Here is a 21051-nt window from a genome sequence, read left to right on the forward strand (position 1 = left end):
GGTCATCATAGAATCATGGGATGATTGGTTGTCCATTCCGTCCACCCACCGAACCCTGAGAAGATCCAGGCCCATGAGAAGTTGCGACCGAGGAGCACCATGGCGCTGACGTCCACGCGGCGTTCGGCACTCGCCGACCAGGTGATTGCCCAGCTGAGGAACCAGATCACCACGGGTGAGTGGCCGGTGGGTTCCCGTATTCCGACCGAGCCCGAGCTGGTCGAGCAGCTGGGGGTGGCCCGTAACACCGTCCGTGAGGCGGTGCGCGCGCTCGCGCACAACGGCCTCCTCGACATCCGGCAGGGCTCGGGCACCTATGTGGTGGCCACCAGCGAGCTGGCCGGCGTGATGCACCGCCGGTTCGCCACCGCCGACCCGCGGCACGTGGCCGAGCTGCGCTCGACGCTGGAGTCGTCGGCCGCCCGCCTGGCCGCCGCCCGGCGCACCGAGCGCGATCTGAAGCAGTTGGACGCGCTCATGCGGCGCCGGGAGGAGACCTGGGCGGCGGGGGACGCCGAGGCGTTCGTGGCCGCCGACGCGACCCTGCACCTGGCCGTGGTCGCCGCCTCCCACAACGACGTCCTGACCGGGCTGTACGCCGACCTGGGCGATCTGCTGCGGGACTACCTGCGGGTCGACGTCGGCCGTGAGCTGCGGCCGGAGAACCACATGGACCACGGCCGGCTGGTCGAGGCGATCCGCGCGGGCGACGCGGAGACGGCGGCGGCCGAGGCGGCCGCCCACGCGCTGACCTGCCTGGCGGACCGGGGCCGGACGGGCGTCTGAGGGCTGTCCCGCAATTCCTGGCGGGACAGCCCTCAGGCACTCGTCGCGTGGGTGATCCACACCGCGGCGACTTCCTTCCAGCAGCGGTCGTCCAGGCGTACGGTCCGGCCCGGTCCGACCTCGACCGGTGCCGAGTCCGCGTCGATGTCCCACCACCGGGCGCACTCGGTGTGCAGCTGGACCCGGTCGGCCGAGGGGTACGGGTTGTGGCAGTACGCGACGACCCGGGAACCGTGGACGGCCGTACGGCACTCGGCGCCGGAGGGTTCGGGGCTGGGGGCGGGGGGCGCGGCGGCGCCGGCGGCGGCACCCACATGACCGGCCGCGTACAGGCCGGCCGGGACGAGGAGTGCGGCGACGGCCGCGCCGGACGCCAGCAGGGACCGGGTTCGGCGATGTGTGCGACGCACAGCGATCTCCTCCCCGCCTGACCAGAAGTCCGGTTGGAAGTCCGGTTCCTCCACATTCTGCGGTGGATCGGCCGGCTTTTCGACCTGAGCGCCCTCAGCCCGTACCGGGCACGGAAACGGCCGCGCACCGCCTCCGGGGAGGCGGTGCGCGGCCGGTGCGTACGGCGGAGCGGTCAGGCGCCCATCATGTGCACGCCGCTGTCGACGTGGATGATCTCGCCGGTCGTCCGCGGGAAGAAGTCCGAGAGCAGCGCGACGATGCCGCGGCCGGCCGGCTCCGGGTCCTTCATGTCCCAGGCGAGCGGCGCGCGGGTGTTCCACACGTCGGCGAGCCCGTCGAAGCCCGGGATGGACTTCGCGGCCATGGAGCCGAGCGGTCCGGCCGAGATCAGGTTGCAGCGGATGCCGTCCGGGCCCAGGTCACGGGCGAGGTAGCGGGAGGTGGCCTCCAGCGCGGCCTTGGCCGGGCCCATCCAGTCGTACTGCGGCCAGGCGAACTGGGCGTCGAAGGTGAGGCCGACGATCGAGCCGCCCTCGCTCATCAGCGGCTTGCACGCCATGGCGAGCGACTTCAGCGAGAACGCCGAGACGTGCATCGCCGTGGAGACCGACTCGAACGGGGTGTTCAGGAAGTTGCCGCCGAGCGCGTCCTGCGGCGCGAAGCCGATGGAGTGCACGACGCCGTCCAGCGAGCCCAGCTCGTCGCGCACCAGGCCGGCGAGGCGGTCCAGGTGCTCGGTGTTGGTCACGTCCAGCTCGATGACCTTGGCCGGCTTGGGCAGCTTCCTGGCGATGCGCTCGGTCAGCGTGGGCCGGGGGAACGCGGTCAGAATGACCTCGGCGCCCTGCTCCTGGGCCACCTTGGCGGCGTGGAACGCGATGGACGACTCCATCAGCACCCCGGTGATGAGGATGCGCTTGCCGTCGAGAATTCCGCTCATGGTGATCAGTGACCCATGCCCAATCCGCCGTCAACGGGAATGACGGCTCCAGTGATGTACGACGCGTCGTCGGAGGTGAGGAAGCGCACCGCCGCGGCGATCTCCTCGGGCTGCGCGTAACGCGCCAGCGGCACCTGGGACAGGATGCCCTTGCGCTGCTCATCGGTGAGCACCTGCGTCATCTCGGTGTCGACGAAGCCGGGCGCGACGACGTTGAAGGTGATGTTGCGCGAACCGAGCTCGCGCGCCAGCGACCTGGCGAAGCCGACCAGACCGGCCTTGGACGCGGCGTAGTTGGCCTGGCCTGCCGAGCCGAGGAGGCCGACGACCGAGGAGATGAGGACCACGCGGCCCTTCTTGGCGCGCAGCATGCCGCGGTTGGCGCGCTTGACGACCCGGAAGGTGCCGGTGAGGTTGGTGTCGAGTACGGACGTGAAGTCGTCCTCGGACATCCGCATCAGCAACTGGTCCTTGGTGATACCGGCGTTGGCGACCAGCACCTCCACGTTGCCGTGCTTCTCCTCGATCTCCTTGTAGGCCTGCTCCACCTGCTCCGTGTCGGTGATGTCGCAACGGACCGCGAGAACACCGGCATCGGTGAGCGCCACGGGTGGCTCGCCGGAACGGTAGGTGATCGCGACCTTGTCGCCGTTGTCGGCGAAAGCGCGGGCGATGGCGAGGCCGATGCCCCGGTTTCCTCCGGTGACGAGAACCGAGCGGCTCAACGGATCACCCTTTCGATAGCGGTCTGGTACCTCGAAAACCTATCGGTACCGCCCGCGCCGCGGGGAATCGCCCCCTGACAGGGCCTCCCCCCGGTCACTGTGGGGTTCCTACAGTGACCCGCCCCCTCAGTCCGCCAGACCGGGGGCGTGAGCCGACAGCCCCGCGGCACGCGCGGTTTCGAGCATCCTCCGGTCGTAGGTGACCAGGGCGGTCAGATCGTCCCGCAACGAGAGCGCGCTGGCCACGTGGATCGCGTCCAGCGTCCTCAGACGCCCGACCAGCAGAGCCGCCGCGTCACGCACCTCACGGGTGAGGAGAACCTCGGTGATCCGAGCGTCCAGGTCCTCCATGGCCTTTGGGAAATGCCCCATGAGGTCCAGCGTCCGCACTGTCTCCACGAAGCCGAGTGTGCTGGTGGCGAGCGGCTCCACAGCCTTCTCCTGGAGAAAGGCGTCGAGCGCACCCCAGTGGCTCCGCCGGGTCATCCAGGTGACGAGGGCGGACGTGTCCATGTAGATCAACGGTCGTCTTCTTCGCGCTCGGCCAGCAGCAGCGCCATGGGGTCGACGCCCTCCGGCACCTCGTAGTGCGGCATGCTGTCCCGCTCGGCGGCGGTAACCGGCTTCAGCTTGATCTTTCCCTGCGCCACCAGGTGCGCGTACCGCTCCATAGGACTGCCAGCCGGTGACAGTATCGCGATCACATTGCCGTGCCGGGTGACCTCGATCGCCTCGCCCTTCTCGACCCGGGCGAAGACCGCACTGGGGTTGTACGAGAACTCTCGGACGGAAATGGTGCTCATGGCGGCCCCTAGAGTCGTGCCTACTTAGATTCGACTGTACCCACAAATGTGAGACTCGACTTGCGGCTGGCCGCCCCAACCCCCCTTGGCCGTCACTCTGCGTCCTTGTCCTTCTCCAGGCTGTCAAGAAGCCTCCGGGCGAGGCCTGCCAGCGTCTCCCCGTCCTGGGTGGCCCAACGGGCGGTGCCCTGGTTCGAGACCGGGCGCCCTTCCCAGCCGGCCAGCTCCCACATACGTGCGATGAGCCCGGTGGGCGAGTACGAGAGTCCATCGGCGGCCCAGACGACGGGGCGGGCCCGGTTGGTGTTGGTCCATTTCGCGAGTGCCCGTCGCGGGTTCGCAGCGAGCCAGTCCGCCAGCGCGTCCTTCTCGGGCTGGACATACAGGGCAAGGTTCAGGGGGGCACCTTCGTCAAGCGCACCACTGTCGACGATCACATGCACGGCGTTGGGCCTGCGTGTCTTACGCGGCTTGTTTGCCTGTCGCCGGTACTTCGCCGCAGCGTCTGCGGCCCCTCCCCCGTCCAGAACTGCCAGCACGGCGGTGACAACCTCCGCCGTCTGCCCAGGGTCGGCACACAGTCGCTGCACACTGGTCCGGGGACCCACCTCGTCGTCCAGAACCTGCACAAGCACGGGGACCACCCGCTTGACGACACCCGGGGCTTGGGCCACCGCTTCAGCGGCCCAGGCCAGAGTCTGGTCCGGTTCCCCCATTCCGGCGTCTTGAGCGAGCAGCCACCGGAACACCAGGTGGGCGATGAGGAAGGCACCGTCGTCTACCGCAGCGGCCGCCCGCCCGGTGTACTGCTCGCGCTCTGTACGCAGAGCCGTCCGCACCGCCCGTAGGACCTTTACTGCATTCCAGATCTCGTACACACCCGGCACCGAGCGGAAAAGAGGGTCGTAAATGCCGCTGCCACCCCGTTCCCACAGCACATCGGTGGAACCAGCCGCCACGAGCCGCGCGGCGAACCGGCTCCCGGTATGGGCGCAAGCCAACGCGCACGTCGCCTCCACGACGGAGCAGCCCTCATCGCCCTGCGGTTCGAGTTCGCTACGGCGCACGCTGTAGTCGAGGCCGAGTTCAGCTCGGAAATCTGCCATGAGCTCCGCTTGGACGGGATCGAGGGCGATGCGGTCCCGTTCGGTGATGTGGTTCTGCCGGTTGGTGGCCTGGGTGGTCCGGTTTGCGAATTCGGCGTCGCCGCCGGTGACAATGAAGCGGACGGTCACCTGGGCGAGTTCGGCTTCCTCCGCCTGCTGGGCCGCGTCGATTACGGAGCGCACAGTCTGGGCTCCGTTCACCACGCTGGCGCCGTGGGCAGTGAGCCGGACGTGGCCACGTTCAGGGAACTTCTGCGACGCGGGCACCGCGTCTACGGCGTCACATAGGACCGTGACACCGTTGTTGAAGTACCAGAAGTGGGACGGTTCCTCGGTGAGGGTGTCCACCAGTTCCTTGTTGATGGGGGTCAGCCCCAGCGGATTACGGATGTTGCGGGCGAACAGCTCGTTGCCGTGCTCAGCCCAGGTCGCGATCTCCTCCGCCTGCACGATTCCCTCGTACGAGACATAGGGCGAGGACACACTGAACCAGGGGCGCAGCATCACTTCCAGGGTGACGGGCTCACTCTGCTGGTCCTCGCGCACGAGAGCATGGACCTCCGGGGCGCGCAGGAACTCGTGATCGACGTAGTCGCCGTGGGAGTTGAATTCGCTCTCGCCGTTCTTGAGGGCCCGCAACACGCCCGGTGCGGGAGGCTCGGTTCCCATGAGGACGATCACCTGCGTGATCCGGGTCGCCTTCTCACCGATCAGCTCATGGGCTCGCTTGGCGAGTATCTGACCGCGCGGGTTGAACTGGGCGGCCTCTCCGGAGTCGATGAGGGTCAGTCCCGCGAAGAGCTTCTGCACGGCGGTCTCGTCCGCGGTGGCCGTCCCCTTCGGACTCCATTTGGCCTGGACGAGGTGGATGCGTGCCGCTGCCTCGTCGATGGCAATGGCGTCGATCCCCTGGTCCTGGCCCCCGTCGATGACGCACTCTGCCGCCTGCTCGGCCGTCCACCCCGTCATAAGCCGCACAGCGTGCGCCGCCAGCGCGCGGGAGCGGAAGGCCGGCGCGGTCTGCTTCGGCGGCCGGTTACCGAAGTCGCTCATGTCGATGAGGTCGGCATACGTTTCGTCGAAGGCGCGCTCGGTCTGGCGGACCTGAGTGGGGACATCGGGCTGCTGAGGGGCGGCGTTCATGGTCTTCCTGTCCGGCCGAATGCGTGTGGGTGACGGGTGCGGATACGAGGACGGCAGTCTCAGCCGAGGGAATCCAGCACTGCTTCGAAGCTCCGCTGCGCGTCGCCGAGGTGGTCGATGATCGAGCGCGCGATGTCGCGTGGATCGCCGGAGTCGCCCTGTGCCTCGGCGAGGTTGGCTCGCAGGTCGAGGCTGACGCCGGAACTGTTCAGGATCTTCCGTACGGCATCACGGTCGTAGCGCTTGAAGCGCGACGATTCGGTGCGGCCGGTGAATCCTTCCTCCCCGGGCCGAAACGCCTCCAGGAACTCCGCGAAGTCGTCTTCGGAAAGCGGATTCTCGGTGTCCGTGTGGTGGATGTCGCGAGCGTCGTACACCCATAGCTCGTCGGTGTTCGGCTCACCGGTCGGACGCCTCACCGACTTGGTGAAGAAGAGAACGTTCGACTTCGAGTTGGTGTCGTGGAACATGCCGGTCGGCAGGCGCAGCAGAGTGTGCACGGTGCAGTTCTTCAGCAGCTCCCTGCGGATTGCGGCCGCCGCACCACGCTGGAACAGCACACCGTCCGGGACGAAGACGGCCGCCCGGGCGCCTCGGGGCAGGGTGATGGCCAGGTGCTGGAGGAAGTTGGCCGGAAGCGTGGCGTTCTGCGCCCAGAAGTCGTCCCGCTGCTCGGTGTTCGTCTCCACGCTCTTGAACGGCGGGTTGCAGATGGCGACCGTCGCGGCCACGTCCCGTTCGTGCCGGCGAACCAGCCGGTCCTTCACCCTGAGCGAGTCCGCGCGCAGGACCGGGGGCACGTCGTGGAACTGCCGTCCGGTGTTCAGCAGCACGTTCATCGTCGCCAGGCGGCACATCTGCACGTCGATGTCGGCACCAGCTATGGCGGAGGCGTCGACGCGGTCCCCGTGCGCCGCCATCTCCCGGTGCGCGGCAATCAGACTGGTACCAGCCCCGACGGCCGTGTCGATCACCCGGTCCTGAGGGGCGAGGGCGAGCGCCTCGGCAATGACCTTCAGCAGGTACGGAGGGGTAAGGAACTGGCCCGTCTCCCGCTTGGCCCGGATGTCGTCGCGGCAGCCTCCGATCAACAGGGAGAAGGCCGCACCGAGTTCGTCCCGCTTCACGTCCGCCCAGCGGTACGGGTCGAACTCCTCGATGATCAGCCGTCCGAGTTCTGCCATCCGGTCCACAGGCCAGGGACGGGACTCCTGGAACAGGACACTGGCGATGGCCCTCCGCGGGTCCTCCGGATTCGGCCTGCCGAGCTCCGTCATCAGCCGGGTCAGTGCTGCGTGCAGATCCTCCCCGCTGGCAAGTACGAGGCACGGCCAGCTCTCCGCCGGGGCGATCGGCCGGCTTGCGAACATCCCGGATCGCTGGGTGTGTTCGTGGTCGATCTTGAGGAAGAGCAGGTAGGCGATGTGCTCGGTGAATTCCAGTCGGGTCAGCGCCTTGGCGCTGGTTTTGAGTTCGTAGAAACGCTGCCAGCGTTCGAAGATTCCCTTCGCCGTCCAGTGCGTCTCTGGCCCCCTGGCCCCGATTCCGTCGCGCTCTGCCGCCATGCCTCGCCCGCCCTCGTGCGTCCCGGTTCGAGTGGATGCGCCGGCCGGCCGCTCACCGTCCTGGGCAGACGCCGACTACGGCGGCCAAGGCTCTCGGCAACGCATCGGACCGGACGACCGGGCCGCAGGCGATCAACTCCCTCCCATCGTAGGCATACCTTCACGATCAGCACGACAAGATTGACGGTCGGTGACGAGAAGACCTGTCAGGCCCCTGCCTCCCCCTCTCCCGGGATCCGGCAGCGCACCTGCTTCCCCACCGGCGTGCCCTCGACCCGCCACCCCGGCGCGAGCAGGTCGATCGTGGGCAACCCGCGCCCCGACCCCGCCTCGGGGTCGTCCATCCGCACGCCGCCGGCCACGGGCAGCGCCAGCCGGTACGGATCGTGCAGCCTGACCCGCACCCCGCGTTCCGCCCCCTCGCCGTACCCCCGCGACGGCTCCACGGCCACCTCGGCGACGAGCGGCAGGAAGTCGCCACAGGCCCGCACCGCGTTCCCGAACAGTTCGGACATCACCAACTACGCCGCGTGCGCCCGCCCTTCGCCGACACCCGCGTCGGCGAGCGTCTTGCCGATCAGGGCGCGGGTGGCGCGAAGATGGTCTGGAGTGGCGGAGAGGCGGAGGACGAAGCCAGTGGGGGTGGGGGTGTGGTACCAGCCGAGGGAGTGGGGCATGGGGGCTCCTACGTCGGAAGGGGGCGAACTCTGCCCGCCCTACGCTCACCTGAAGGTGCCCTTCATTCATATAAACCCGCAAGTCTATCACCCAATATGATGGATCGAACCTCTATTCCCCTGGACCGTCAAGGTTTTCCGCTGAGAGGCTCCTTGAATGCCAAACGCACGCCCCGTACCTACCGTTCGACGCCGACGACTCGGCGAAGCCCTACGCAGGTACCGCAACACGACCGGGCTGAGTCTCGACGCGGCATCCGCTGAGCTCGGCTGGCTGGGCCCGAAGCTGTCTCAGATCGAGACCGCCAACGGCCACATCCGCCCGGCCGACGTCGCTCCGCTGCTCAAGGTCTACGGGGTAACAGATCCCGATGTCGTGAACGCTCTGGAAGGCCTCGCCAAAGACGCACGAAAGCAGCGCTGGTGGCAGACCGACAGTAGAATGGTGGCCCAGGCGTACGCGGACTGCATCTCCCTGGAATCGGACGCGGAGAGCTTGCACGTCTGGAGCCCGCTCCTGGTCCCAGGTCTGCTCCAGACGGCTGGATACGCGCGCGAGACCCGTAAACGCCAACGCAACCACCCGTACTCCGGGAGAGGTTGCTGCTCTGTCCGAGGTACGCATGGCGCGGCAGGCGGTACTCACCCGGCCCGATGGCCCTATGAAGTTCTGGGCCGTTCTCCATGAAGCGGTCCTGTACCAGCGGTTCGCAGTGCGGCCCGACACCATGCGCGACCAGTTGCGGCGCCTGTTGGACATTGCCGAGTTGCCCAGTGTCACCCTTCAGGTCATGCCCCTGGCCGCGACCCCTCACCCAGGTGGCGCCGGCGGCTTCAACCTGGTTGGTTTTCCCGGTCCGGTGCCGGACGTCGTTCTCTTGGAGAATCTCATCGGGGCGACTTACGTTGAGGGCGTCGACGAAGTACAGGTCTTCGCCGACGCCTTCGAGCGCATCGTCGCGGCAGCACTCCCGGTGGATGACTCGATGGCCCTCATCACACGATTGGAAGAGGAAAGTCGCAGGTGAAGGAACCAAAGGCGGAGCTGTACGCGGAGGATCTGTCTGCCGCGAAGTGGCACAAGGCGTCTGCGAGCGCAGGTGAGAACGACTGCGTCGAGGTCGCCGAACTGCCGCACGGCGCACGGGCCGTACGGGACTCCAAGAGCCCGGAACGGGAACCGCTGCGGTTCACCGCGTCGGAGTGGGCCGCGTTCCGGGCAGGCGTGATAGCGGGCGAGCTCTGAGCCCGTGGAGCAGGGCACGACGGCGGGCCCGTGGTTCTTCCTGAACCACGGGCCCGCCGTCCATTCCTACGTGTCACCGACCGGCGGCGGCACGTCCTTCTTCAACGCCTGGGCCACGGCGGTGAACTCGGCCAGTGCCACTTCGAGTTCGTCGACGATCTCCTGAGCGATCACGTCCGGCGACGCGTATGTCGCGGTCGTGCTGGAATCGGACTTGAGGACCGTGAGGTCGAGGTTGGTCTTGTCCCGTGCGATCAACTCGTCGTAGTCGTAGGCACGAAAACGGTCGCTCGGGGTGCGCTTGGTGAAGCCCGTGCCGCCGGAGTGGTAGGCGGCGACGAAGTCGTCGAGGTGCTGGCGGCCAAGTTGGCGCTGCTTGAGCGTGAAGCGCTGATCGGTGCGGAAGTCGTAGACCCAGAGCTTGCGGGTGCCGGGGCGGCCTCCGGTGCGCTGGCCCGTCTTGTCGAAGAACAGGACGTTGGCCTTGACGCCGTTGGCGTAGAAGATGCCGGTGGGCAGGCGCAGCAGGGTGTGGACGTCGCAGAGGTTGAGAAGGTTCCTGCGAATGGTCTCGCCGGCACCGCTCTCGAAGAGGACGTTGTCGGGGAGGACGAGGGCTGCCCGGCCGTTGGTCTTCAGCAGGTTGTAGATGTGCTGGACGAAGTTGAGTTGCTTGTTGGTCGTCTGCGCCCAGAAGTCGGTGCGAGCCGTGTACGACTCACCGGTCACCGAGCCGACACCGAAGGGCGGGTTGGCGAGCACGATGTCGTAATGCCGCTTCGGGGGGCGGGCGAGTGAGTCCTGAATGGTGATGAGCGGCTTGGCCTCGGAGTTTCCGATGCCGTGCAGCAGCATGTTCATCAGGGCGAGGCGGCCGGTCTCGCGGACGAGCTCGTAGCCGGTGATCGCACCGGTTTGGAGGGCCCGCCCCTTGTCGCCGTACAGCTCGTCCTCGTAGTGCTGAACGAGGTGGGCGTGCGCCGCGATGAGGAAGCCGCCGGTGCCGCAGGCGGGGTCGGTGATGGTCTCACCAGGCTTCGGCTGGACGCAGTCGACCATCGCGTCGATGAGGGGGCGGGGTGTGAAGTACTGGCCCGCACCGGTCTTGCGGTCCTCGGCTCCGCGCTGGAGGAGCCCTTCGTAGGCGTCGCCCTTGAGGTCCTGGTTCTCGGTGGTCCAGGTATGGGGATCGATCAGGTCCTTGATCAGCCGTTCGAGGACCGCGGGTTCCTGGATCTTGTTCTGCGCCTTGGTAAAGACCTCGCCGAGCATGGTGCCGCCGCGCTGGCCGAGATCCTTGAGGATGAACTCGTAGTGGTCGAGCAGCGCCTCGGCGGACCGGGTCATCAGGCTCTTCCAGTCCCGTCCCTCGGGCACGAGGGGCTGTTCGGGCATGTTGCGCCGGAAGACGGCCGGGCGGTTCGCACGCTCGTCGGCCATCTTGAGGAAGAGGAGGTACGTGAGCTGCTCGACGTAGTCGAGCGTGGAGACGCCGGAGTGGCGAAGCAGTTCGCAGTACGACCAGAGACGGTTGACGAGGGTGGAGGTCGAGACCGGGGCTGCCGCCGGGGCGGCCTTGGTCTTGTTCTTGACCCCGGCCTCGCGGGGGGTGTCCGCGCCGGGTGCGGACTCGGTCTCCGCGTTGGTGGGGCTCTCGGAGGCCGGGGTCTCGGTACTGCTGCTCATGATCGTTCTCACAGGGGAAGTGTGTCCTGGGTACCGGCCGGAACCGGTCGGCCGGAGGTCTCGGGTGCAGCCGGGGAAGTCTTGCGGGGCGCGCGCTTGCGCTTGGCCGGTTTGGTGTCGGCGGCCCGCTGCGCGCGGATCCGGTCGAGCAGGGCGGACGCGGACTCGTCGTCGGGGTCCTGGGGGACGAGGGTGCCGGTGAAGGCGGCGTGGAGGAGGCCGCTGCGCAGCCCTTCGCCCTGCTCGCGCACGCCCTGAATCACCTGCTGGGCAGATTTCGCCTCCGCTAGGTGACTCTCAATAGCCTTGACCAGTTCTCCCTGAATGAACTTTGGTGGAACAGGGACAGGCATCAGCTTGATTGTTCGAAGGCTGATGGAGGCAAGATTGACCGTCTGCCTCCCATTTCGATCACACCAATTCTTACCGAATGCATTGGAATGCCAGGCAAGCAATCTGGGGTCGAGCACGTCCCCTCTGACGCGCGCACGAAAGACGTGATTCTGGTGAATGCAGTCCTCTATCTGCTCTTCCCAGATCCACCCGCGTCCCAGCTTGTCCCGGTCTCCCCCCTCATTGAGGAGGACATCACCGAATTCAAGCTTCAGAGACTGAGCTTTCTTCGCGGGCACCCTGATTTTTTCCACGCGATCAAGAACAAGGCGTCCACGCTGCACATTCGCAACCCGAAGGTACGGGACTTCAACGTACTCGGGGTCACTCTGCTTTTTTCCATCTTTCGTGACTCCCCCGACCACATCCGCAATTTCCCCGAGACGCGCCCATTTCCATCCGAGCGGGAGATCAGGAAGTACGCCGTCATCAGCATCTGCGGGTTCAAGCGAGGCAGGAAAACACTCAACTCCGTCCAGTCCGCCGCATGCACCTCTTCCGGTGATTACGTCTTCCAAAACTGCGGAGGCAGTCAAAGCAGCCTGCACGGCCCCCTCTCCCGCGTCAATATGCGCCAGCTGATCGTCCAGCTTGGCGACGATGCGGTGCTGTTCGGCGAGAGGCGGGACAACAATCACTGTACCCAGGAGGGCCTTGCGCGACACGCTTGCCTGGTTCACGTGGTTGTTCAGGATCGACTTGAAGTACCCAGTGGCCCACAAGTGGTGCATTTGCACTGCCAGGAACCTCCCGTCCAGCCCCTCCGGTCCACGCAACCGAGTCATGTGGTTCGAGAATGCGAGCGGCTGAATGGAGTCGACCCAAGCCGTCTTCCCAACCAGCACCGGACTGTTCGTGTTATTGAAAAGAACATCGCCTCGCTCAACACGCCTGCCGGTCTCATCAGCAACGAACCGCGCATCCCGCGCATCCAAGACTCCATTGCGGGTGATGTTCATCGGGCGGAGATGGAGGATTCCAACACCATCGCGATTGTGCTTACCGCTGGCGAAGCCCGGTTGTGCCTCGACCCCCAATTCTCCGAGCGTCGCCCAAACCCACCCCGCAGGCAACTCCCCCGCAACCCCCTCCTCGGCCCCCGAGCCCTCCGGCTCCGGCCCCGTTCCCGAGTCGGTCGTCACGCGCTCAGCTCCCTGTCCAGTTCGGTGATGATGTGTTCGGCCCGTGTCCCCCCGAATTCAGCAATGAAGCCGTCCGTACCATTGCGTGTGGTGAAAGGGGGATAATCCAGGTCGGCGGTGTCGAAGCGTACACGCCTGGCCGTCGCTTCGGCGATGCGGTCGAGCCACCAGCGCTGACGCGTCGTAAACCGGTTGCCCACCTGTTCCTGGCCGGCGATCCAGCGTTGGTAGCGCTCGCGTACGAGCTCCTCGTACGGACGTGGAGCCGGTGCCCCCCGCTCCGCGCCGCCCGCGAGCTCGTAACGGAGCAAGGCCAGCAGGTCGGAGGTCGTACGTGTGCGACGGGCGCCGTCGATCACCGCCTCGCCGAGCCGCTCGTACGCCTGCCAGAGCCGGTCCGGGGTCCAGGCGCGCGGTGGGCGAGCGATGCTGCGGGCCACGTCGTCGAGCCTGTTCATGGCGGCGCTCGGTGACACGTCCGAGCCAGCGCTGAACGCGATGGACATGGCCGCGATCTCGTCCCGGTTGTCGGCGATGTACTGGCGCCAGTCCCGGACGGTCCGCGACGCCGAGTCCTCGTCCTCCACGACCGCGCCCGCCCCGAGCAGTTCGTCCGTGCCGGTCTCGTCGTAGAGGATGTCCTTCGCTCGCCGCATCTCCAGCAGTCGGGCGCGCAGCGGTGGCTGGGCGGCGAGTGGCCGCACGGCCCGTTCGATGAGGTCGCGTACCGCGTGCTCGGGATCGCGGCCGGCGTGCTGGGCGGCCTCGCGGGCCTCCAGTTGCCGGTCCGCCGAGACGGCGTCGACCATTCCGTGGACGATCCTCGTCAGCTCCAGTCCACCGCTCAGGCGCTGGATCTCGGCACGTTCCTCGTCCGTCATCTGGACGTCGAGTTTGGCGAGGCGGGCCGCGAGGGTGGAGACCTCTTCCTCCTCGATGGTGTTCGCGGCGGTCTTGCGGAGGAGCTTCTCCAGACTGATCTGCTTGTCGGTGTGGCGTTCCAGCGGTGCCGCGTCGACCTTCGGCTTCTTCGTCACACCGACCGCGTCGACGATCACGAAGCGGGTTTTCGGGCCCACGCCGGGAGTGACCTTCTCGAACTCCGTGAGAGACAGAGTCCGGGCCCCGCGGCCCTTCATCTGCTCGAAGTAGGCCCAGCTCTTGACGTCCCGCAGGAAGAGCAGGCACTCCAGCGGTTTGACGTCCGTGCCGGTGGCGATCATGTCGACCGTCACAGCGATCCGCAGGTCAGGCAGGTTCCGGAAGGCAGCCAGGCGTTCGGCGGCGTTACGGGCCGCGCTGGTGATCTTCGCGCAGAAGTTGTTGCCCTTGCCGAAGACGTCGCGGACGACCTCGACGATCTCCTCCGCGTGGTTGTCGTTCTTGGCGAAGACCAGCGTCTTGGGCACGTACATCTCGTCCCACAGCAGGGCTCCCGTGGCCTGGTCACGCTTCGCCCGCTCGGGGAATATCTCCGTGAACAGCCGGTCGTGGAAGGTCTGGACGACCGTGCGAAGCTGGTCCTTGCTGATGACCCCGACACCAACCTGGCTCGCTCCGTACGCGATGTCCTCATCGATGTCCTCATAGCGCTGACGGCGCGTGCGGCGGTCACGGACCGGGATGGTCCCCTGCGCTATGACGCCACCCTCAGCGGTGACGCGCGTGTTGATCTCGTAGACGGAGAAGTCGACGTTGACGCGGTCGGCCACAGCCTCCTGGTACGAGTACTCGCTGACCAGGTTGCCGTTGAAATAGCCGAAGGTCTGAGCGACGGGGGTGGCGGTGAGGCCGACGATGGGGGCGTCGAAGTATTCGAGGACTGAGCGCCACTTGCCGTAGATGGAACGGTGGCACTCATCGACGATGATCAGGTCGAAGGCCTCCGGCGGGATGTCCGCGTTGTAGCCGACCTCGATGCCGCCGGGCACATCGATGTCGTACTCGACCTCCCCGTCCCCTTGTGCGGCCCCCGGCAGGATCGCGCCGGTGAGTTCCATGTAGAGGCGCTGCACGGTGGAGATCACGACCTTGGAGGAGGTGAGCATGCCCTCCGCACCGAGACGCTGGACGTTGTAGAGGTCGGCGAACTTGCGATCGGTGTCCGGAGTCTTGAAGTTCTCGAACTCGGCGAACGCCTGCGCGCCGAGGTTGTTGCGGTCCACCAGGAACAGGACGCGCTCGGCGCGGGCGTGCTTGAGGGTTCGGTACGAGAACGTGACGGCCGTGAATGTCTTGCCGGCGCCGGTGGCCATCTGAACGAGGGCACGGGCCTGGCCCATGCCCTGCTGCCCCTTGCCCAGGGCCAGCGAGTTCTCCACGCCGCGTACGGCCTCGATCTGCGCGGGCCGTAGGGGGCGTTCGTCGAGTTCGGGCATGCGGTGACACAGTCGGGCCCGGTAGCTGGGGGCCTGCTCGTCCTCCTCGGCCTGGCGTACCCAGCGGGCCAGGGTGCGCGGCTGGTGGAAGGAGAAAATGCGGCGGGTGCGGGAGTCCGGGTCGAGGACGGACCGGAAGCGGGTCTCGCCGCCATCGCTGACGTAGCGGAACGGGAGCGGGGTGCGCCAGGCGCTGAAGCGCTGCTGGGCACCGGTGAGGTTGTCAGCGTAGCGATCGGCCTGGGCCTCGGCGGCGGAGAGGTCCGCGCCTTCACGCTTGGCCTCGATGACGCCGACGAGCTTGCGGTCGACGTAGAGGGCGTAGTCGGCGCGGCCCCGGGCTGTGGTGACCTCTCGGACGGCGACACCGTTGCCCCGTCGGTCGCCCTGGATGTGAAGGTTGAGGTCCGCGCCGCCGTCCTGAACGTCCCAGCCCGCTGCCACGAGCATGGCGTCGAGTCGCTTGCGGACCTGCACTTCGCTGAGTGGTTCTCGGGATGCCTGCTCGGCGTTGTCGAGGAGGCGGGCCCGCTCCGCGACGGCGGCCGAGGCGGCGGCTCGGTCAATGGTGGCGGTGTGACGGCGGTCGAGCTGGGTCGCCTCGGCGGCGGCCTGGAATTCCTTGAGCCGGTGCTGCATGGCAGCGACCGCACGGGCCATATTCTCGCGCTCGGCCTGCGCCTGGGCGAGCTCGCGTTCGACGGCGCTCCGGGCGGCCTGTTCGGCCTGGGCCTGGGATGCCTGGTCGTGATAGCTGAGACGGGCCTCCTCCAGCTCCCTGCGTGCCTGGGCAACATCCTGCACGAGACGCGCGTTCTCGGCGGCGGGGGTGTGGTCGGGGCTGGGCGGTACGAACGGCAGCTGCTCACGTGAGCCGGTGAGCAGTCGGTGATACCAGACTCCGAGGCGGAAGCAGGTACGCAGAGCTCGGAACGCGTCGTCGGCGCTGTCGAGCCCCGAGTGGTTGGCGTCGTTGCCGAGGGTGCGGACCTCGTGAAAGGCGGTGCCCACGTCGCCGTGGAGGTAGCCCTCCCGGTCCAGAGCCCGCAGCCGGTCGAACTGGGTGGTGCCCTCTGCCCGGACCCGCCCTCGGCTGACGAGATCGGCCGCCATGGCCTCCGCGAACTGGCGGGATTTGATCAGGGATGTGTTCGGGTCGCTGAAAACGTGGCTCTCGGCGGCGGTTCCATAGGCGACAAGCAGCGGAAGGTGCGGCAGCAAAAAGCCGAAGTTGCGGGACTGTCCGGCCAGACGTACGAGCCGGGGATCCGACGTCCGCGAAACCCCGTCCGTGCTGCTCATGCGTTGATTCCAGCCTTCCGCCAGTACGAGGGCTGCTTCCACTCGTACGCCGTGATCACCCGTCGAGCCTAACGGGCGACCCGGCCGTGATGCTGCGGCTTTCACCTCACTGCGCACCCTGCTGCGATTCCGATTGCCCCTGCAGGGAAAGCCACGCCGCACCCGTCGGCGCATGATTCACTCACTCGGACCGCGCCATGACTCTATGGGGAGGCTCTACATGGCCAACGAGATCGATCCGTCCTTCACGGCGCTGCCCTTGCGGGCCCTCGCCGACGCGGCGCTGGCTCGCGCGCGGGCGCTCGGGGCGGCGCACGCCGATTTCCGCTTCGAGCGGGTGCGCAGCGCCACCTGGCGGCTGCGGGACGCCCGGCCCGCCGGGGGCTCCGACACCACGGACCTCGGGTACGCGGTGCGGGTCGTGCACGGCGGGGCCTGGGGGTTCGCTTCGGGCGTCGATCTGACGATGGACGCCGCGGCGAGAGTGGCCTCGCAGGCGGTCGCCATGGCGAAGCTGTCGGCGAAGGTGATCGCGGCGGCGGGTTCCGACGAGCGGGTGGAGCTGGCGGACGAGCCGTCGCACGGGGAGCGGAGCTGGGTCTCGGCATACGAGGTCGACCCCTTCGACGTACCCGCCGAGGAGAAGGCGGGACTGCTCGCCGAGTGGAGCGCGCGGCTGCTGGCGGCCGAGGGCGTGGCGCATGTGGACGCCTCGCTGATGACCGTCCACGAGAACAAGTTCTACGCGGACACCTCGGGCACGGTCACCACGCAGCAGCGCGTCCGGCTGCATCCGCAGTTCAGCGCGGTGGCCGTGGACGCGGCGACCGGTGAGTTCGACTCGATGCGCACCATCGCACCGCCGGCCGGGCGGGGCTGGGAGTACCTGACCGGGACCGGCTGGGACTGGGACGCGGAGCTGGAGCGCATCCCGGGGCTGCTCGCCGAGAAGATGCGGGCGCCGAGCGTCGAGGCGGGGACGTACGACCTGGTCGTGGATCCGTCCAACCTGTGGCTGACCATCCACGAGTCGATCGGCCACGCCACCGAGCTGGACCGGGCGCTCGGTTACGAGGCGGCGTACGCGGGGACCTCGTTCGCCACGTTCGACCAGCTGGGGAAGCTGGCGTACGGCTCGCCCGTGATGAACGTGACGGGCGACCGCACCGCTGAGCACGGGCTCGCGACGATCGGCTACGACGACGAGGGCGTCGAGGCGCAGTCCTGGGACCTGATCAAGGACGGGACGCTGGTGGGCTACCAGCTGGACCGCAGGATCGCGAAGCTGACGGGCCTGGGCCGGTCCAACGGGTGCGCGTACGCGGACTCCCCGGGCCACGTCCCCGTGCAGCGCATGGCGAACGTGTCCTTGCAGCCGGACCCGGGCGGGCTGTCCACGGAGGACCTGATCGGCGGGGTCGAGCGGGGGATCTACGTGGTCGGCGACCGGTCGTGGTCCATCGACATGCAGCGGTACAACTTCCAGTTCACCGGGCAGCGGTTCTTCCGCATCGAGAACGGCAGGCTCGCCGGACAGCTGCGCGATGTCGCCTACCAGGCGACGACGACGGACTTCTGGGGCTCGATGGAGAAGGTCGGAGGCCCGCAGACGTACGTCCTGGGCGGCGCCTTCAACTGCGGCAAGGCCCAGCCGGGCCAGGTAGCGGCCGTCTCGCACGGCTGCCCCTCCGCCCTCTTCCGAGGCGTGAACATTCTGAATACGACGCAGGAGGCCGGGCGATGAGCCGCGACCACGGGACCGGCTGGGGGTCCGGGGGTCGCCCCCCGGGAGAGCACAGCCTCAATACGACGCAGGAGGCCGGACGATGAGCCGCGACCACGGGACCGGCTGGGGGTCCGGGGGTCGTCCCCCGGGAAAGCACAGCCTGAATACGACGCAGGAGGCCGGACGATGAGCCGCGTCAGCAAGCCGTACGAGATCGTCGAGCGCGCGCTCGACCTGTCCACCGCCGACGGCTGTGTGGTCATCGCGGACGAGGAGTCGTCGGCCAATCTGCGCTGGGCCGGCAACGCGCTGACCACCAACGGGGTGACCCGGGGCCGCACGCTGACCGTCATCGCCACGGTCGACGGCTCCGAGGGCACCGCGTCCGGTGTGGTGTCCCGGTCCGCCGTCACCGACGCCGACCTGGAACCGCTGGTGCGGGCCGCGGAGGCTGCCGCGCGCGGCGCCGGACCGGCCGAGGACGCTCAGCCGCTGGTCAGCGGGGTGCCCGCGTCGCCCGACTTCACGGACGCGCCGGCCGAGACGGACTCGGACGTGTTCGCCGCGTTCGCCCCGGCACTCGGCGACGCCTTCGCCCGCGCCCGCTCCGGGGGGCGCGAGCTGTACGGCTTCGCGCACCACGAGATGACCTCCACCTACCTCGGCACGTCCACCGGGCTGCGGCTGCGCCACGACCAGCCGAACGGCACGCTGGAGCTGAACGCCAAGTCGCCCGACCGCTCCCGTTCGGCCTGGGCGGGCCGCTCCACGCGGGACTTCAAGGACGTCGACCCGGGCGAGCTGGACGCGGAGCTGGCGCGCCGCCTGAGCTGGGCCGAGCGCCGCATCGAGCTGCCCGCCGGCCGGTACGAGACGCTGCTGCCGCCGACCGCCGTCGCGGACCTGCTGATCTACCAGCTCTGGTCCTCCACGGCCCGGGACGCCGCCGAGGGCCGGACGGTGTTCTCCAAGCCGGGCGGCGGCACCCGGCTCGGCGAGACGCTGTCCCCGCTGCCGCTGACCCTGCGCAGCGACCCGCACGCCCCCGGGCTGGAGTCGGCGCCCTTCGTCATCGCCCACTCCTCCGGGGACGGCGCCTCGGTCTTCGACAACGGGCTGCCGCTGGCCAGGACCGACTGGATCGGTGACGGCCGGCTGGAGCAGCTGACGACGACCCGGCACACCGCGGGCCTGACCGGGCTGCCGCTCGCCCCGGCGGTCGACAACCTGATCCTGGAAGGCGGCGGCGAGCAGTCGCTGGAGGAGATGGTCGCCGCGACGAGCGGCCCGGCGCTGCTGCTGACCTGCCTCTGGTACATCCGCGAGGTGGACCCGGCGACGCTGCTGCTGACCGGGCTGACCCGGGACGGGGTCTATCTCGTCGAGAACGGGGAGGTGACCGGCGAGGTGAACAACTTCCGCTTCAACGAGTCCCCGGTCGGCCTGCTGTCCCGGGCCACGGAGGCGGGCCGCACCGAGAAGACGCTGCCGCGCGAGTGGGGCGACTGGTTCACCCGGGCCGCGATGCCCGCCCTGCGCATCCCGGACTTCAACATGAGCTCGGTCAGCCGGGGGGTGTGACCCGCCTAGACTGACTGACGCGTAAAACCTGACCCGTCTTGATAAGGAGCACGGAACCGTGACGGACATCGTCGACGAGCTGAAGTGGCGCGGGCTGTTCGCCCAGTCCACCGACGAGGACGCATTGCGCAAGGCTCTCGCGGACGGTCCGGTCACGTTCTATTGCGGCTACGACCCCACCGCGGCGAGTCTGCACGTCGGCCACCTGGTGCAGGTGCTCACCATGCGCCGGCTCCAGCGGGCCGGTCTGCGGCCGCTCGCCCTGGTGGGCGGGGCCACCGGCCAGATCGGTGACCCCCGGCCGACCGCCGAGCGCACGCTGAACGATCCGGAGACGGTCGCCCAGTGGGTGACCCGGCTGCGCTCGCAGATCGAGCCGTTCCTGTCCTTCGAGGGCGAGAACGCCGCGGTCATGGTGAACAACCTGGACTGGACCGCGGGCATGTCCGCGATCGAGTTCCTGCGGGACATCGGCAAGCACTTCCGGGTCAACAAGATGCTGACCAAGGACTCCGTCGCCCGGCGGCTGGAGTCCGACGAGGGCATCAGCTACACCGAGTTCAGCTACCAGCTGCTCCAGAGCATGGACTTCCTGGAGCTGTACCGCCGCTACGGCTGCACGCTCCAGCAGGGCGGCAGCGACCAGTGGGGCAACCTCACGGCGGGCATCGACCTGATCCACCGCCTGGAGCCGGACGCCGAGGTGCACCTGCTGGCGACCCCGCTGATGACGAAGGCGGACGGCACCAAGTTCAGCAAGTCGGAGAACGGGGCCATCTGGCTCGACGCGGAGCTCACGACGCCGTACGCGTTCTACCAGTTCTGGCTGAACGCGGACGACCGGGACATCTCGCGCTACATGCGCATCCTCAGCTTCCGGACCCCGGCCGAGCTGGAGGAGCTGGAGAAGGTCACCGAGGAGCGCCCGCAGGCGCGGACGGCGCAGCGCGCGCTGGCCGAGGAGCTGACGACGCTGGTGCACGGGGCGGACCAGTGCGCCGCGGTCGTCGCCGCGTCGAAGGCCCTGTTCGGCCAGGGCGAGCTGGGTGAGCTGGACGAGGCGACGCTGAGCGCCGCCCTGTCCGAGGTGCCGCACGCCCGGGTCACCGAGCTGGGCCCGCTGGTCGACCTGCTGGTGGAGGTCGGTCTCGCGCCGAGCAAGTCGGGTGCGCGGCGCACGGTCAAGGAGGGCGGCGCGTACGTGAACAACGTGAAGGTCCTCGACGGCGAGGCGGCACCGGCCCGCGAGGAGCTGCTGCACGGGCGCTGGCTGGTGCTGCGCCGGGGCAAGAAGAACCTCGCGGCGATCGAGGTCGCGGCCGGCTGAACCCCGGGCCGCGCCCTCCAGGCGTACGACGCGGGCCGGAGGCCCCCAGGAGTTGCTCCTGGGGGCCTCCGGCATATGCCGTGACGGTCCCGGCCGGCGCACCGCGCACGCGCG

19 protein-coding genes are annotated in these 21051 nt (G+C 68.2%); 7 read left to right on the forward strand and 12 right to left on the reverse strand.

Translation table 11 applies throughout. The annotated features are described in order from the left end of the window. Positions 1-99 precede the first annotated feature (99 nt). Complete coding sequence (locus P8A18_RS06105; protein WP_018553369.1) at positions 100-786, forward strand: FadR/GntR family transcriptional regulator; 687 nt, start codon at positions 100-102, stop codon at positions 784-786. Between the two features lie 32 nt (positions 787-818). Here P8A18_RS06105 and P8A18_RS06110 read toward each other — a convergent pair whose 3' ends face one another. The 9 genes from P8A18_RS06110 to P8A18_RS06150 form a co-directional block, all read right to left on the reverse strand. Further along, positions 819-1196 carry a hypothetical protein gene (locus P8A18_RS06110; RefSeq protein WP_306052434.1) on the reverse strand — a complete coding sequence of 126 codons (378 nt, stop codon included), beginning with the start codon at positions 1194-1196 and terminating at the stop codon, positions 819-821. A gap of 173 nt (positions 1197-1369) precedes the next feature. Next, the gene (gene fabI / locus P8A18_RS06115) at positions 1370-2137 is read right to left on the reverse strand and encodes an enoyl-ACP reductase FabI (RefSeq protein WP_306052436.1); all 768 of its coding nucleotides are present in this window, start codon (positions 2135-2137) and stop codon (positions 1370-1372) included. A gap of 5 nt (positions 2138-2142) precedes the next feature. Continuing rightward, entirely contained in the window at positions 2143-2862 is a 720-nt protein-coding gene (gene fabG, locus P8A18_RS06120; RefSeq protein WP_018553366.1) for a 3-oxoacyl-[acyl-carrier-protein] reductase, read from the reverse strand. Positions 2863-2988: 126 nt separating this feature from the next. Next, complete coding sequence (locus P8A18_RS06125) at positions 2989-3375, reverse strand: type II toxin-antitoxin system VapC family toxin (RefSeq protein WP_306052439.1); 387 nt, start codon at positions 3373-3375, stop codon at positions 2989-2991. Positions 3376-3380: 5 nt separating this feature from the next. Continuing rightward, on the reverse strand, positions 3381-3665 hold the full coding sequence (locus P8A18_RS06130; protein WP_306052441.1) for a type II toxin-antitoxin system Phd/YefM family antitoxin: 285 nt from the start codon (positions 3663-3665) through the stop codon (positions 3381-3383). Positions 3666-3757: 92 nt separating this feature from the next. Then, positions 3758-5914 carry an AIPR family protein gene (locus P8A18_RS06135; RefSeq protein ID WP_306052442.1) on the reverse strand — a complete coding sequence of 719 codons (2157 nt, stop codon included), beginning with the start codon at positions 5912-5914 and terminating at the stop codon, positions 3758-3760. A gap of 59 nt (positions 5915-5973) precedes the next feature. Further along, positions 5974-7479 carry an HsdM family class I SAM-dependent methyltransferase gene (locus P8A18_RS06140; RefSeq protein WP_306052444.1) on the reverse strand — a complete coding sequence of 502 codons (1506 nt, stop codon included), beginning with the start codon at positions 7477-7479 and terminating at the stop codon, positions 5974-5976. A gap of 206 nt (positions 7480-7685) precedes the next feature. Continuing rightward, positions 7686-7994 carry an ATP-binding protein gene (locus P8A18_RS06145; protein WP_306052446.1) on the reverse strand — a complete coding sequence of 103 codons (309 nt, stop codon included), beginning with the start codon at positions 7992-7994 and terminating at the stop codon, positions 7686-7688. A 6-nt stretch (positions 7995-8000) separates the two neighbouring features. Then, positions 8001-8156 carry a hypothetical protein gene (locus P8A18_RS06150; RefSeq protein WP_306052450.1) on the reverse strand — a complete coding sequence of 52 codons (156 nt, stop codon included), beginning with the start codon at positions 8154-8156 and terminating at the stop codon, positions 8001-8003. A 157-nt stretch (positions 8157-8313) separates the two neighbouring features. Between P8A18_RS06150 and P8A18_RS34255 the strand changes: the two genes are divergently transcribed. Genes P8A18_RS34255 through P8A18_RS06160 form a run of 3 tightly spaced genes read left to right on the forward strand, consistent with a single transcriptional unit; the run spans position 8314 to position 9402 of the window. Beyond that, positions 8314-8844: a Scr1 family TA system antitoxin-like transcriptional regulator gene (locus tag P8A18_RS34255; RefSeq protein ID WP_371933641.1), complete on the forward strand. Its 531-nt coding sequence runs from the start codon at positions 8314-8316 to the stop codon at positions 8842-8844. Then, complete coding sequence (locus P8A18_RS34260; RefSeq protein ID WP_371933642.1) at positions 8780-9184, forward strand: DUF5753 domain-containing protein; 405 nt, start codon at positions 8780-8782, stop codon at positions 9182-9184. The genes P8A18_RS34255 and P8A18_RS34260 overlap by 65 nt, the downstream gene beginning before the upstream one ends. Continuing rightward, the gene (locus P8A18_RS06160) at positions 9181-9402 is read left to right on the forward strand and encodes a DUF397 domain-containing protein (protein WP_306052452.1); all 222 of its coding nucleotides are present in this window, start codon (positions 9181-9183) and stop codon (positions 9400-9402) included. Before P8A18_RS34260 ends, P8A18_RS06160 begins: the two co-directional genes overlap by 4 nt. 66 nt (positions 9403-9468) lie before the next feature. Here the strand turns inward: P8A18_RS06160 and P8A18_RS06165 are convergent, their stop codons facing one another. The 3 genes from P8A18_RS06165 to P8A18_RS06175 are packed head-to-tail and all read right to left on the reverse strand — an operon-like array spanning position 9469 to position 16303. Then, a complete protein-coding gene (locus P8A18_RS06165) occupies positions 9469-11088 on the reverse strand; it encodes a class I SAM-dependent DNA methyltransferase (protein ID WP_306052454.1) in 1620 nt (539 codons plus the stop codon). A gap of 8 nt (positions 11089-11096) precedes the next feature. Further along, the gene (locus P8A18_RS06170; protein ID WP_306052456.1) at positions 11097-12623 is read right to left on the reverse strand and encodes a restriction endonuclease subunit S; all 1527 of its coding nucleotides are present in this window, start codon (positions 12621-12623) and stop codon (positions 11097-11099) included. Beyond that, positions 12620-16303 carry a DEAD/DEAH box helicase family protein gene (locus P8A18_RS06175; protein ID WP_306052458.1) on the reverse strand — a complete coding sequence of 1228 codons (3684 nt, stop codon included), beginning with the start codon at positions 16301-16303 and terminating at the stop codon, positions 12620-12622. Before P8A18_RS06175 ends, P8A18_RS06170 begins: the two co-directional genes overlap by 4 nt. A gap of 220 nt (positions 16304-16523) precedes the next feature. Between P8A18_RS06175 and P8A18_RS06180 the strand changes: the two genes are divergently transcribed. The 3 genes from P8A18_RS06180 (at position 16524) to tyrS (ending at position 20937) form a co-directional block, all read left to right on the forward strand. Next, positions 16524-18047 carry a TldD/PmbA family protein gene (locus tag P8A18_RS06180; protein ID WP_306052460.1) on the forward strand — a complete coding sequence of 508 codons (1524 nt, stop codon included), beginning with the start codon at positions 16524-16526 and terminating at the stop codon, positions 18045-18047. Positions 18048-18215: 168 nt separating this feature from the next. Continuing rightward, on the forward strand, positions 18216-19610 hold the full coding sequence (locus P8A18_RS06185; RefSeq protein WP_306052462.1) for a metallopeptidase TldD-related protein: 1395 nt from the start codon (positions 18216-18218) through the stop codon (positions 19608-19610). A 58-nt stretch (positions 19611-19668) separates the two neighbouring features. Further along, the gene (gene tyrS, locus P8A18_RS06190) at positions 19669-20937 is read left to right on the forward strand and encodes a tyrosine--tRNA ligase (RefSeq protein WP_306052464.1); all 1269 of its coding nucleotides are present in this window, start codon (positions 19669-19671) and stop codon (positions 20935-20937) included. The last annotated feature ends 114 nt before the right edge of the window (positions 20938-21051 follow it).

Source organism: Streptomyces sp. Mut1 (genome assembly GCF_030719295.1).
Lineage (GTDB): Bacteria > Actinomycetota > Actinomycetes > Streptomycetales > Streptomycetaceae > Streptomyces > Streptomyces castrisilvae.